13 protein-coding genes, 1 tRNA gene and 1 pseudogene are annotated in these 12,697 nt (G+C 59.6%); 9 read left to right on the top strand and 6 right to left on the bottom strand.

Going from position 1 to position 12,697, the window contains the following annotated elements:
- Positions 1-119, top strand: a pseudogene (locus QP934_RS10855) (IS30 family transposase); the annotation flags it as partial.
- Between the two features lie 70 nt (positions 120-189).
- Here QP934_RS10855 and QP934_RS10850 read toward each other — a convergent pair.
- Positions 190-756 (bottom strand): RNA polymerase sigma factor, encoded by a 567-nt coding sequence (locus tag QP934_RS10850; protein ID WP_419127526.1) that lies wholly within the window; start codon positions 754-756, stop codon positions 190-192.
- An 82-nt stretch (positions 757-838) separates the two neighbouring features.
- Between QP934_RS10850 and QP934_RS10845 the strand changes: the two genes are divergently transcribed.
- The gene (locus QP934_RS10845; RefSeq protein WP_049378043.1) at positions 839-2,389 is read left to right on the top strand and encodes a catalase; all 1,551 of its coding nucleotides are present in this window, start codon (positions 839-841) and stop codon (positions 2,387-2,389) included.
- A gap of 94 nt (positions 2,390-2,483) precedes the next feature.
- Here QP934_RS10845 and QP934_RS10840 read toward each other — a convergent pair whose 3' ends face one another.
- On the bottom strand, positions 2,484-3,080 hold the full coding sequence (locus tag QP934_RS10840; protein WP_419127525.1) for a hypothetical protein: 597 nt from the start codon (positions 3,078-3,080) through the stop codon (positions 2,484-2,486).
- An 86-nt stretch (positions 3,081-3,166) separates the two neighbouring features.
- On the opposite strand from QP934_RS10840, the gene QP934_RS10835 reads away from it, so the two are divergent.
- Entirely contained in the window at positions 3,167-4,615 is a 1,449-nt protein-coding gene (locus tag QP934_RS10835) for a hypothetical protein (RefSeq protein WP_419127524.1), read from the top strand.
- Between the two features lie 457 nt (positions 4,616-5,072).
- The gene (locus QP934_RS10830) at positions 5,073-6,437 is read left to right on the top strand and encodes a CitMHS family transporter (RefSeq protein WP_419127523.1); all 1,365 of its coding nucleotides are present in this window, start codon (positions 5,073-5,075) and stop codon (positions 6,435-6,437) included.
- Positions 6,438-6,472: 35 nt separating this feature from the next.
- Here QP934_RS10830 and QP934_RS10825 read toward each other — a convergent pair.
- Together QP934_RS10825 and QP934_RS10820 are read right to left on the bottom strand one after the other, a co-directional pair.
- A tRNA-Pro gene (locus tag QP934_RS10825) sits at positions 6,473-6,549 on the bottom strand.
- A gap of 78 nt (positions 6,550-6,627) precedes the next feature.
- On the bottom strand, positions 6,628-7,518 hold the full coding sequence (locus QP934_RS10820) for a metallophosphoesterase (protein ID WP_299137375.1): 891 nt from the start codon (positions 7,516-7,518) through the stop codon (positions 6,628-6,630).
- 33 nt (positions 7,519-7,551) lie between these two features.
- Here QP934_RS10820 and QP934_RS10815 point away from each other — a divergent pair, with 33 nt between their 5' ends.
- Positions 7,552-8,016: a GatB/YqeY domain-containing protein gene (locus QP934_RS10815; RefSeq protein ID WP_225746080.1), complete on the top strand. Its 465-nt coding sequence runs from the start codon at positions 7,552-7,554 to the stop codon at positions 8,014-8,016.
- A gap of 27 nt (positions 8,017-8,043) precedes the next feature.
- Here QP934_RS10815 and QP934_RS10810 read toward each other — a convergent pair whose 3' ends face one another.
- The gene (locus QP934_RS10810; RefSeq protein WP_419127522.1) at positions 8,044-10,536 is read right to left on the bottom strand and encodes a transglycosylase domain-containing protein; all 2,493 of its coding nucleotides are present in this window, start codon (positions 10,534-10,536) and stop codon (positions 8,044-8,046) included.
- Between the two features lie 144 nt (positions 10,537-10,680).
- Between QP934_RS10810 and QP934_RS10805 the strand changes: the two genes are divergently transcribed.
- Genes QP934_RS10805 through QP934_RS10790 form a run of 4 tightly spaced genes read left to right on the top strand, consistent with a single transcriptional unit; the run spans position 10,681 to position 12,501 of the window.
- Positions 10,681-11,004: a WhiB family transcriptional regulator gene (locus QP934_RS10805; protein WP_005323132.1), complete on the top strand. Its 324-nt coding sequence runs from the start codon at positions 10,681-10,683 to the stop codon at positions 11,002-11,004.
- 45 nt (positions 11,005-11,049) lie between these two features.
- Positions 11,050-11,208 carry a DUF4177 domain-containing protein gene (locus QP934_RS10800; protein WP_005323131.1) on the top strand — a complete coding sequence of 53 codons (159 nt, stop codon included), beginning with the start codon at positions 11,050-11,052 and terminating at the stop codon, positions 11,206-11,208.
- Entirely contained in the window at positions 11,209-11,667 is a 459-nt protein-coding gene (locus tag QP934_RS10795; RefSeq protein ID WP_198492395.1) for a RidA family protein, read from the top strand.
- An 18-nt stretch (positions 11,668-11,685) separates the two neighbouring features.
- On the top strand, positions 11,686-12,501 hold the full coding sequence (locus QP934_RS10790; RefSeq protein WP_284787606.1) for an MBL fold metallo-hydrolase: 816 nt from the start codon (positions 11,686-11,688) through the stop codon (positions 12,499-12,501).
- A 103-nt stretch (positions 12,502-12,604) separates the two neighbouring features.
- Here QP934_RS10790 and QP934_RS10785 read toward each other — a convergent pair whose 3' ends face one another.
- Entirely contained in the window at positions 12,605-12,688 is an 84-nt protein-coding gene (locus QP934_RS10785; protein ID WP_419127527.1) for a hypothetical protein, read from the bottom strand.
- Positions 12,689-12,697 lie beyond the last annotated feature (9 nt).

Genomic DNA, 12,697 nt, shown 5'->3' with positions numbered 1-12,697 from the left:
CCGAACATGTCGCGTGGGTGCAAAATGAGCTCAACGAAACACCCCGACAAATCCTCGGCGGCGCAACCCCACGTGAAATACTTAACGAACTATTCAAGCGTGGCGCATCCACCGCTTGATTCCGCCACCAGAGCGTAACAATTTGGGAGTGAAATTAACTCCGCCATCACAGGGGACTATTTGGGGGTATTAACCTGTCCCCGCGATGAGATCCTTGCGGGCACGAGCCACGCGGGAGCGGATGGTGCCCACGCGCACGCCGGCAATCTTGGCCGCCTCCTCATAGGTATAGCCCAGTACCTGGGTAAGAATGAGGGCTTCGCGGCGGTCGGACGGGAGGGCGTCGATAAGCGTACGGGCGTCGATCCACTCGCTCCACGCCGCGGATTCTTCCGGCGCTGCGCCCATCGCATCCTCGTACTCCGTGGCAGACTTTCGCGGCCGGGCCATATCGTGGCGAATATTATCTACCCACACGCGCCGAGCCAGAGAGAGAAGCCACGTGCGCGCGGAGGAACGGGCGGCGAAACGCGGCAGGGCGCTGATGACACGCAGATAGGTCTCCTGAGTGAGATCGTCAGCACCCTCGGGTCCGCCCAGGTGCGCCAGCAAACGCCACACATCATCTTGGGTGGCCTTGATAAACTCCGTCAGCGCCGCGCGGTCGCCGCGACCGGCCCGAAGGGCGAGGTCGGTGACGCGGGCGTCGTCTGCTGCGGAGTGGTGAGTCACCTGAATGAATCTACCAGCCCCCATTACACTCTTTTGCGAGCCCTGACAACCGTGCAAAGTTTTGCCACACTGGAGTGAACTGACCCCGGATTGCCAGGAGGCATAAATGACTGATTTCACCGCTGATGACATCCTGAATAAGGGCCAGCGCCCCGCTGGCAAGGGAAATACCACCCGCCCCTCGGGCCAGCCGGTGCCGTCCGAGAACACCTCGGTGACCGCCGGCCAGCAGGGCCCAGTGGCGCTGAATGATATCCACCTCATTGAAAAGCTCGCGCACTTCAACCGCGAGCGCGTGCCGGAGCGCACGCCGCACGCTAAGGGCCACGGCGCCTTTGGTGAGCTGCACATTACTGAAGACGTTTCTGCATATACCAAGGCTAAGGTCTTCCAAAAGGGCACCGTTACCCCGATGATGGGCCGTTTTTCTACCGTCGCCGGCGAGCAGGGTTCTCCGGACACTTGGCGCGATGTGCACGGCTTTGCTCTGCGCTTTTATACCGAAGATGGCAATCTCGACATCGTGGGTAATAACACCCCGGTCTTCTTCGTTCGCGATGGTCTGAAGTTCCCAGACTTCATCCACTCCCAGAAGCGCCTGGGCACCAATGGCCTGCGCGATGCCGATATGCAGTGGGATTTCTGGACCCGCAACCCAGAATCCGCCCACCAGGTCACCTACCTCATGGGCGATCGCGGTACCCCGAAGTCCACCCGCCACCAGAATGGCTATGGTTCCCACACCTTCCAGTGGGTTAATGAACAGGGCGAGGCCTTCTGGGTGAAGTACCACTTCAAGACCCGCCAGGGCGTAGAGAACTTCACCGATGAAGAGGCCACTACCACCGCCGGCCAGAACCCGGATTGCCACCGCGAGGATCTTTATAACGCCATCGAGGAGGGCAACTACCCGATCTGGGACGTCAAGGTGCAGATCATGCCGCTGGATGAAGCGGAGAATTACCGCTTTAACCCCTTCGACCTGACCAAGGTCTGGTCCAAGAAGGACTATCCGCTGCACGATGTGGGCTACTTTGTGCTCAACCGCAACCCGCGCAACTTCTTCGCGCAGATTGAGCAGGTGGCGCTCGATCCGTCCAATATCGTGCCTGGCGTTGGCCTGTCTCCGGATAAGATGCTGCAGGCTCGCGTCTTTGCTTACGCTGACCAGCAGCGTTACCGCATTGGCCCGAATTACCAGCAGCTGCCGGTCAACCAGCCACAGAACGTGGACGAGGTCAACACCTACCAGCACGAGGGCAGCATGCAGTACCACTTCAATGCTCCGGAGGATCCGGTCTACTCGCCCAACCGCTATGAGAAGGGTACGGGCGTGCTTGATGACGCCGCCGTAAACGACCGCTCCCAGCTCGAGACCACCACCGCGGCGGAGCTCTACATCAATCCGGAGTCCTACGGCAGCGACTTGGTGCGTGCGCCGTATGTTCGTCACGCTGAGGACGACGACTTTGTCCAGGCTCGCGACCTGTACGAGAATGTCTACGATGATGCCGCCAAGGAGCGCCTGGTCACCAATATCACCAACGCGATGGCCGGTGTATCCGAGGAGACCGAAGAACGCGTATACGAATACTGGACCAACGTGCACCCAGCACTGGGCCAGCGCGTGCGCGAGGTCTACGCCGAGAAGAAGTAGCCCTTCCCCGGCAGGGCCTGTGCGCTAACGACGCCGCCCCCGTACCGAGTTGCATAACTACTGCGCGGTACGGGGGCGGTTTCTTGCTGTGCGGCTAGTCGCAGCGGCGCATCTTTTCCGTAACAAAGGAAGGGGCGCCCTCGGCGGCCCACTTATCCACGTCGTAGCACGGGGCGGCTAGGCCGGAGGTTGTCTCGCCGATGGATTCAATGGCTACCCACTGGCCGCCCTCGTAGCGCGCCCAGACAGTCCAGTCAGTGCTGTCTTTGCCAAAGCGGGCCCACTGGCCATCGCAGTTACTGACTCGGATATTGGTCATGGAGGGAGCTGCGGGCTGTAGCGCTTCTGGGGAGCAATCGCCGCGGCCGGTATCGGCGGGTACGGCGGCCGGGGCTTCACTCTCTTCGTTGGCGGATTCCGCGGTGTTCTCGGTGGGAGCTGCGGCCGCAGAGGTCGGCTCGGCCTCCGCGGTCTCGGTGGTGGTGTCTGCGGCTTCCGAGGTCGCGGGATCGCTCGTGGTTTCTTCGGACGAGGTCTCCGTGGCCGAGGAGCTTGCGGCGGTGGCGTCGGAGAACTCCGGTTCTGCGGACGTATCGGCGTCGTTGGAGCAGGCAACAAGGCTGAAACACAGTGGCGCGATGGCCGCAGCGGCGAGGTAGCGGGAGGGGGCCAGGGAATAATTGTGGGACATGCCATATATCGTAGAGGAACGGACATTGCGGGGGTGCTCGGCGCGCCTGCAACAGGGGAGTGACCTGCAAGGATAGGTTCAGTATCATGACCTCACGCCTTGTTTCCCCAGACGTTGCGTCCCCCTCCCGGTGGCGCAGCGTCCTCTTGATCCTCCTGCTCGCCCTGCCGCTCATTATTGGCGCTGCGGTGGCGGGCCTTGCACAGTGGGAACCCGCCCATGCCTGGTCTAGCGCCGCGCAGCCGTTTGGTGCACCGCGGGAAAATTCCGCCTCCCCAGAGGTGAAGGAAGCCGCCGAGGCGGCCAGCCGCGCGCAAGCCCAGGCGAGCATGTTGAAGTCGGGTGCCACGCAGCTTGATGACGGCACGGGGGAGCTGAACAAGGGGGCGGATGAGCTCGGAGGGGGCGTCGACAAGCTGGCGACGGGCTCCCAAGAACTGGTAGCCGGCCTCAATCAGCTGCAGTCTGGAACCAATACGCTCGGTGGCGGTGCAACGGAGCTGGCCAATGGTGTCGGCGGTGCCGTGGACCAAGTGGTGGGCCTTGGTGCTGTCCAGGGGCAGATTCTGCAGGCAATCGATGGCACGATGCGCGACCTGGAGGGAAATAAATCTAAGGAAGCGAAGGAAATTCGCTCGCAGCTGGGCGATCTCCGCGCGCAGGTGAATAATTTCCGCCTGGATAATTCGGTGACCGATCAGCTCAAGAAGCTCAAGGACGGCTCGCGCGATCTATCCAATCAGTTGGCGGTCAACGGCTATGCTTATCACGATGGCGTGAACCAGGCCGTATCCGGTGCGCAAGAGCTTAACGAGGGAATTGCGGAGCTGAACAAGCGCGTCGGTGAGGCGCAGGAGGGCGTGGACAAGCTTGACGAAGGCGCCGGCAAGCTCTCCACCATGGCAGCCCAAAACCAGACCAATGTGGGTGAAATTCAGCGTGCCCTGCCGCCGGCGCATACCGCGACCGACGGACCTACACATCTGCTCAGCCCCATCGTGGCGATGTTAGTCTCCGCCTTGGTTCTGCTCGCAGGCGCCGCAGCCGGTGTGGCCTGGCACGTGGGGCTCCGCCCATGGCTGACGGTCCTCGGCGGCGCGCTCGCCGCGGTGTCCATCGGGGAAATCCTCCTCTTCGTGCTTGCCACCGGATTTACCCCTGTGGCGGCGGTTTGGGCCGGCGCGGCGCTCCTTCTGGGGGCGCTGTCCATGACGGCCATCACCCGCGCCCTACTCGGGCTATGCGGTATTACCGCCGGCAGCATCCTCGCGGCGCTCTTTGTCATCGGCCAGACCGCGCTGGTGGGGTGGCTGTGGAAATCTGCGGCAATTGCAGGTGTTTCTAAGGTATGGCAGGTCGTTTCTAATCTTTTGCCACTGAACTGGACTACCGCGGCCGTCACGGTGGCAGGTAACGAAGGTGAACAAGCCGTCCTGTGGGCCGGAATTGCGGTATTGCTGGCTGTCACTCTCGTTGGGTTAAGTGCAAAATGGTGGGCCCTGTCCACAGCAAAAACTAAAACTCTGCTTAATTAGGTCTGAAAAAGCAGACCTAACAATAAAAAACATTGGTGGAAACTGGGAATTTTGGTGTCCGGTACCGTTTGTATTGAGCGAGTGCTACAGTTGGTCTTGCTCACAAAGCCTACTTAGGGGGTAGGCGAACGGTTTCTCCAATCCGTTGTGAGTGATAGGGAATAGGGACGACGCGGCGCTGTAGGGGCACCGCGTCGTTTCCCATATGTGGGGTGCCTAGCTGCAATGTTTGCGGAAAAATCCGTGTAATTCCTTGAATGCTTTTGTTGGGGTGGGGACTTTTTCAAGCCGTGCGAACTGCTTCGTGGTGACGATTATCTATAGGTAATTCAATTTAAAGCGGTGTGGACTTTGGGGGGAGTAGTAGCGTTGTTGGTAGTGGGGGTTTAATCTGAGTCACACTCGCCTGTTTTTATAGCGTAGGACAAGGTGAGTTGTCGACTTTTGAAGGAGCACTATGCAGACCCCGCTCGGGCTCACGGCCATGGGTCTCATCATCATTTTCGTGACGGTGGGAATTTTGATCCGCGGCCGAGTAAATCCCATCATCCCCATGACGCTGGTACCCGTAGTTGGTGCCTTTATATGTGGATTTGGTCTAGGTGAAATATCTGACTTTTTCAGCGAAGGCTTAAATTCTGTCATCAACGTCGTGGTGATGTTTATCTTCGCCATTATCTTCTTCGGCATTTTGCAAGACGTTGGCCTATTTACCCCAGTCATTCGCGCGCTCATCAGGGCCACCCGGGGAAGGATTATGGCAGTAACGTTGGGCACTGCGGCGATTGGCGTAGTGGCGCACCTTGATGGATCGGGTTCTACTACCTTCCTTATCACCATCCCGGCCCTGTTGCCGCTCTACCGTGCGCTGAACATGTCGCGCTACGTGCTCATTACCATTGTGGCGATGTCTGCCTCGGTCATGAACATGGTTCCTTGGGGCGGCCCGCTGGGCCGCGCCGGTGCTGTGGTCGATCAGGAGCCCAATGCAATCTGGGTGCAACTCCTGCCTATTCAAGGTGTGGCGATTGTGCTGGTATTCCTTTTGGCTGCGTTTTTGGGGTGGTGGGAACAGCGCCGCGTTGTGGGGCTGCGCGAAAGCGGCGAATTTGCAGGCGGTACTGCAGTGGACGTTAACGCATTGGCCGATGAATTCGCTGCTACGCAGGTGCGTGAACAACATAAATTGGGCTATCACCTCCGCAAAGGGCGCTGGGTAACCGTGGTCAATATCATCGTTGCTCTTGCAGTCCTGGTGGCCTTGCTCTCAGGCGTAGTCCCGCCCGCCCCAGCCTTTCTCATTGCTACGACCATCACTCTGGCTATTAACTTCAGCGGTCCCGTGGAGCAGGGTGAGGCCCTGCGACGACATGCGCCCAACGCCTTGGCCATGGCAGGCGTTATCCTTGCAGCCGCGATGTTCTTGGGCGTCCTCAATGAAACCAAAATGCTTGAGGAAATCGCACTGACATTAGTAAACGTTTTACCGGAGGGCGTCGCACCGCACCTCCATTTGATTGTGGGCTTCTTCGGTGTGCCGCTTGATTTGTTGACCTCGACGGATGCTTATTACTTCTCAGTGCTTCCTATTGTTCAAGGAACTGTTGAAAGCTTTGGGGTCAGCGGCATGGGTGCGGCCTGCGCGCTCATTATCGGCAACGTGGTGGGCACCTTTGTCTCGCCTTTCTCTCCTGCATTGTGGCTGGCGCTGGGCCTTGCGGAAGGGCAGATGGGAAAATATCTCAAGCTGGCTTTTCCCATTGCGTGGATTTTCTCCGCTATCTTGGTTGCAGTGGCACTTTTTGCAGGAATGCTGGCATAACAACGAGAAAGGCCCGCAGCAAAGCTGCGGGCTGTTGGTCGGGATAACAGGATTTGAACCTGCGACCTCTTCGTCCCGAACGAAGCGCGCTACCAACCTGCGCCATATCCCGGCGTTCCGCCTTGAAAAGCGGTACCTGGATACTTTAACGCAAGCTGAGCATAATCAACAAAACGGCAGGTGGCTGGGTTTAGTCCACCTCGGTGATTTTCAGCAGCGTGGCGGAAGGGCGGCAGAAGATACGCACTGGGGCGAATTTGGAGGTGCCCAGGCCATTGGAGACATGCATCTTCATCGGTCCGAAGTCGTGGAGGCCCTGCACGCGCTCGCGGTCGATGCCGCAATTGGTCACCAGCGCACGGGAGCCGGGCAGGCAGATCTGGCCGCCGTGGGTGTGGCCGGATAGGGAAAGCTGGTAGCCATCGGCTGCGAACTTTTCCAGCACGCGGGGCTCGGGGGCGTGGAGGAGTGCCAGGGACAAGTCGGCGTTCTCGTTGGGCGGGCCGGCGATTTCGGAATAGTCATCTAGATCGTGGTGTGGATCGTCCACGCCGGCGGCGGCAAGGCGGACATTGCCCACCTTGAATTCATGCCGTGCCTGGTTGGCATCGCGCCAACCGTGCTCCATAAATGCGGCGCGCATACCTCGCCACGGCAAATCCACGTAGGAAGGTTCGCGCTTTTTGCCCAGCAGGTACTTGAAGGGATTGACCGGCTGCGGTGCCCAGTAGTCATTGGTGCCGAAGACGAAGAGGCCGGGGCGGGCCAGCAACGGGCCGAGAGCGCGCAGTGTATCGGGAACGGCCTGTTGATCGGAGAGATTATCGCCGGTGTTGACCACGAGGTCCGGCTCCAGGGCATCGAGGGCAGAAACCCAGGCAATCTTGGTCTCCTGGCCGGGGATCATATGCAGATCGGACAGATGCAGCAGCCGAAATTCCGGCTTGCCGCGCAGCGTGCCCTTGGGCAGGAGGGGGAGCGTATATTCCTTGAGCTCGAATTTGGTCAGTTCGCTATAGCCCCATGCCGCGGCGCCCAGGCCGGCAGCGGTGAGGCCGCCAAGAATACGTAAAAGTTTCACGGCTACCACACTACCTGGCGTACATTGATAGGCATGAGCGAGCTAAAGGAAACCATCCGTGCAGATCTGAAAACCGCAATGAAGGCGAAAGAGAAGCAGCGCACCAGCGCCATCCGCGCCTTGCTGGCCGCCATCCAGGCCGAGGAGACCAATGGCTCCCGGCATGAGCTGGAGGACGCCGATATCCTCAAGGTGATTGCGCGCGAGATTAAAAAGCGCCGCGAGTCCGCCGAGGTCTATGAGGACAACGGCCGTCCGGAGCTGGCGGAAGCCGAGCTTGCTGAGGTCCCCTTCTTCGAGGCCTACCAACCCCGCCAGCTGGACGAATCCGAGCTTAAGGCCCTAGTGAAGGAATCTATCGCGGAGGTTGAGGCCGAAAACGGCGAAGCGCCCACCATGAAGCAGATGGGTGCAGTAATGAAGGTGGCCAATGCCAAGGCCGCCGGCCAGGCGGATGGCAAGCGCCTGTCCGCTGAGGTCAAGTCCCAGCTGAGCTAAAGCGGGCCAGAATGCAACGGACGAGGCTTAGCGGCCGAGCAGACTGCGGACGTCGTTGGCAAAGTTATCGATGTCCTCTTGACGGATACCAAAGTCTTCCGGTGAGAACCCGCCGCCGTTGCCCGTTCCGCCGCCTGTGCCGCTAGTCGAGCGGCCCGGGCTCGTAGCGCCGTCGGCATTATCGCCGCCGGTGCTATTTTGTGCGCCGGTGGAGTCAGCGTCGGCCACACCGGAGGAGGGGGATTGGGAGGCCCCGGCGCCGTCGGAAAGCTGCAGCGTAATCTCCGCACCCTTCTTCTTGCCGTCCTTGCCGGTAATCGCGCGAACCACGCGGCCATAAGGGACATTGCCGCCGATGACCCGGGAGGTCTTGACCACGTAGCCCTTGGACTCCAAGGTCTGGCGGGCCTCGGCCTCGGACTTGCCGCGCAGGCTATCAAGGGTCTTATCGGCCGTGGTGCCGTTGTCGTACTTCTTGTTGTAATTCGGCAGTCCGGCCTTGGTGGCTATCGGCAGCTGCGTAGCCATGCTGAAGAAGGTCTGCGCCGGCTCCAAGCCGCCGTAGAGGTTGCCCCAACCCGCGCACTGGCGCACCGGCCCGGTACACAGCGGGACGGTGGAGGTGCCATCATTATAGATATACGGCGCGGCAGAAATGCCCTGGTTGAATCCTAAGAATGCGGAGGACTGGTTGGACTCGGTGGTACCGGTCTTGGCCGCGATCGGGCTGGAGTAACCGGCCGCCTGGGCGGCATTCTTGGCCGTGCCTTGCTTGGCGTCCTCGGACAAGGCATTGCTCATCGCGCGGGCTACGTCCTTATCAACGGCCTGCTCACACGGGGTTTCCTTGAGGTAGACCTCGTTGCCTTCCTTATCCGTGACCTGGGAGATCGGGTTGGGCTCGCACCACCTGCCATCCGCGGCCAGCGTGGCGCCGACATTGGAAAGCTCCAGCGGGTTGACCTGGTCCGGACCCAAGGTGAAGGAGCCGGAGTTGGCGTCCTTGGTGTGCTGGGCAATCGAGGTGTCCTTATCAAAGCTGCCCTTGTCGTCGTAGGAGCGCAGGCCCAAACGCACGGCCATATCGACGATGGGTGCCACGCCTACCTGCTCCGTGAGCTTGATAAACGGCGTATTGGGGGAGTGCGCCAGCGCTTCCTGCAGCGTCATCGTGGCCTTATAGGCACCAGCGTTTTCCACGCAGTAGCGGTCCGCCGGGCAGCCGGCGGCGCCACCATGGCCTAGGCCCTCCGCCTCGTAGCGGGTCGGCACATCCACGGTGTTTTTGATGCCATAGCCCGCTTCGAGCGCGGCCGCGGCGGTAAAGACCTTAAAGACGGAACCTGCACCGTTGCCCACCAAGGAGTAGGGCTGTGGCAGGATGGTCTCATTTTTATCTAGGTCCAGGCCGTAATCGCGCGAGGAGACCATGGCCAGCACCTTGCGGTCCGACCTGCCAGGCTTGATGACGTTCATGACTTCAGCCACGCCCTGGGCATCCGGATTGGTGTGGCTTTGTACGGACTCGAGGGCCTTGTCCTGCACCGTTGGGTCCAGCGTGGTTTTGATGGTGTAGCCACCGCGCGCCAGCTGCTCCTCGCTAATGCCCTTCTTATCCAGGTATTTCAGCACATAATCACAGAAGAAACCGCGGTCACCGGCGCCGATGCAGCCATTGGCTAGCGTTTTGGGCTTCTTTCCGACGCCCAGTTTCTCCCCCTTATACTTATCCGCTTCCTGCTGCTTGATATGGCCGTTATCCGCCATGGATTGCAGGACCAGGTTGCGTCGGTCGGTTACTTCCTCAGCGTTGGTATAGGGATTGAGGCGCTCAGAGGATTGGACCATGCCGGCTAGCATCGCTGCCTGCGGCACCGTGAGTTCAGAAGCGTGCGTGCCGAAGTAAGTGCGGGCCGCCGCTTCGACGCCATAGGCATGGTTACCAAAAGACACCAGGTTGAGATAGTTGGTGAGGATGTCATCCTTATCCAATTCCGCATCCATCTTGGTGGCCATGCGCATCTCGCGCAGCTTGCGGGCCACGGATTGCTCGGTGGCCGCGGCGCGTTCTTCATCGGTGGTGGCAGAGACCAGCAATAGGTAGTTCTTCACGTACTGCTGATCGATGGTGGAGGCGCCCTGGGAAACGCCGCCCGAGGTTAGGTTGGTCCACAGCGCGCGGAAATTGCCCTGGAAGTCCACGCCCTCGTGATCATAAAAGCGCTCGTCCTCAATGGAGACGATGGCGTTTTTCATGGCTTGAGAAATCTTCTTGCTCTCCACCGGGTGGCGGCGTTGGCTGAAGATGTAGGCCATGTCCTTGCCCTTGGCGTCTTTGACCGTGGTGACGCCTGGGATATTGCCGGCAGTCAGATCTTGCAGGTCAGATTGCATGGTTTCGTTAGTACGGGCAATCGCCACTCCGGAAATGCCCGCAAAGGGGGCAAGAGCCAGGGCGATGAGCGCGCCTACCAAGACCGTAGACAGGGCTATCTTGGCCAAAGATTTGATGACAGTCACGCCCCATACACTACGTGGTCGCCCTTGGTAGGTGGAAGATCACTCGCACCCCCTAAAGTGTGACGTGTTAGACAATCTTCTACCTGGATGAATAGACTCAGATGCGTTACATAGTATTCCGTCTGGGAAGGAGCACACTCACCCATGACCGTTCGTGTGAAGACTGCTGGAATGTCTAATACAGCCCGAAATCCCGAGCGTGGTGAGTGGGTCACCCAGGCCAAATGCCGCAAGGGTGACCCGGATGCCCTCTTTGTGCGCGGTGCAGAACAGCGCAAGGCGGCCGTCATTTGCCGCCACTGCCCGGTGCTGACCGAATGCCGCGCTGACGCCCTGGATAATCGCGTCGAGTTCGGTGTTTGGGGCGGGCTGACCGAGCGCCAGCGCCGTGCCCTGCTGCGCAAGAACCCCCACATCACGGATTGGGCTCACTACTTGGCCCAAGGCGGCGAGCTCGTCGGAATTTAAGAATTTAGACGGCGTGGGGCGTATTTAATAGTTAGAATGGACCCCATGACTAAATGGGAATACGCAACCGCACCTGTCCTCACCCACGCCACCAAACAGATCCTCGATTCTTGGGGCGAAGATGGCTGGGAACTGGTCACCGTCACCCCGGGTCCTAACCCGGAAAACGTCGTGGCCTACTTCAAGCGTGAGGTGGCAGAGTAAATGGGCTTTCATGCTCGCTTGCGGGAGCTGGGGTATGAGCTTCCGGGCGTCGCCAAGCCGCTAGCGTCCTATGTGCCGGCCGTGCGCGTGGGTGATCAAGTCTGGACCTCTGGCCAGCTTCCCCTCGTGGAAGGTGCCTTGCCGCTGACCGGCAAGGTTGGCGCCGAAGTCACCACGGAACAAGCCCAGGAACAGGCACGCATCGCGGCGCTGAATGCGCTCGCCGCTATCGATGCCGAAGTTGGCCTGGACAATGTCTCCCGTGTGGTAAAAATCGTGGGGTTTGTCGCCTCCGATCCGGCCTATGCAGACCAGCCGGTAGTTATCAATGGTGCCTCCGATTTCATCGGTGAGGTCTTCGGGGATGCTGGAAAGCATGCTCGCTCCGCCGTGGGCGTAGCTGCGTTGCCTAAAAACGCCCCGGTAGAGATCGAACTAATCGTAGAAATTGCTGCTTGATCGGATAGGCTAGTAACTATGGAGCACCCCGCATATAGTCAATTGCGTCCCGTCAGCCAGTCCGTTGGCGTAGTCCTTTGTGATAACCCCAGCTACACCGCCCTAGAGGGTACGAATACGTGGATTATTCGCGCCACTGAAGACTCTCGGGCGATCGTCGTGGATCCGGGTCCTGAGGATGAAGGTCATCTCAACGTTGTGCACCGCAACGCAGGTGAGGTGGCCTTGATTTTGATTACCCACCGCCATGATGACCACGCTTCGGGCGCACAACGCTTGCGGCAGATGACCGGCGCCCCCATCCGCGCCTTCGATCCGAGCTACTGCAATGGTGCTGAGGCTCTCCAGGACGGTGAGCACATCTCCCTCGATGGCATCACCCCAAGTCTCGAGGTCGTGCACACCCCAGGCCATACCGCGGATTCCACCTGCTTCTTTGTGTGGAGCGGGGAGGTAGGAAATTCCCGCCTCGAGGGCATTATCTCTGGTGACACTATCGCCGGCCGCCACACCGTTCTCCTTTCGGAGACGGACGGTAACTTGGCCGATTACCTGCACACCCTCGACACCTTGGAAGAGCGCGGCAAGGATATTGCGCTGTTTCCAGGACACGGTCCGGACTTGGATGACACCTCTCAGGTGGCCCGCAAGTACATTGACCGCCGCCACTACCGTCTTGACCAGATTAAAGAGATCCGCTCCCGCCTAGGCGATGATGTGGATTTGAATACCCTGGTCAACGAGATGTATGACGATGTGGACCCAGTGCTGCGCCACGCTGCGGAGCAGTCCACGCGCACCGCGCTGAAGTACTTGGACGGCGAGGCTAAATAAGCCTATCTCCATTCGCCCCTCTTCCTCTTTGGTGGGAAGAGGGGCTTAATTGTGGGTTAAGGGTCAAAAGGGGATGCGGACACTTTGTTGGACAGTTTCAGTTTCATGCTAGTTGAAGCATGCGGTGCTCTTCGATGCTTACGCCGCCTAGGCTGACTTTGATCCGGCTGGTGTTGTAAAAGTTGATGTATTCGCT

Origin of the sequence: Corynebacterium sp. MSK122 (assembly GCF_030229435.2) — a bacterium.
Classification (GTDB): Bacteria; Actinomycetota; Actinomycetes; order Mycobacteriales; family Mycobacteriaceae; genus Corynebacterium; species Corynebacterium marquesiae.
Note: the sequence above shows the minus strand (reverse complement) of the source record. Positions and strands in the feature narration are given on the sequence as shown.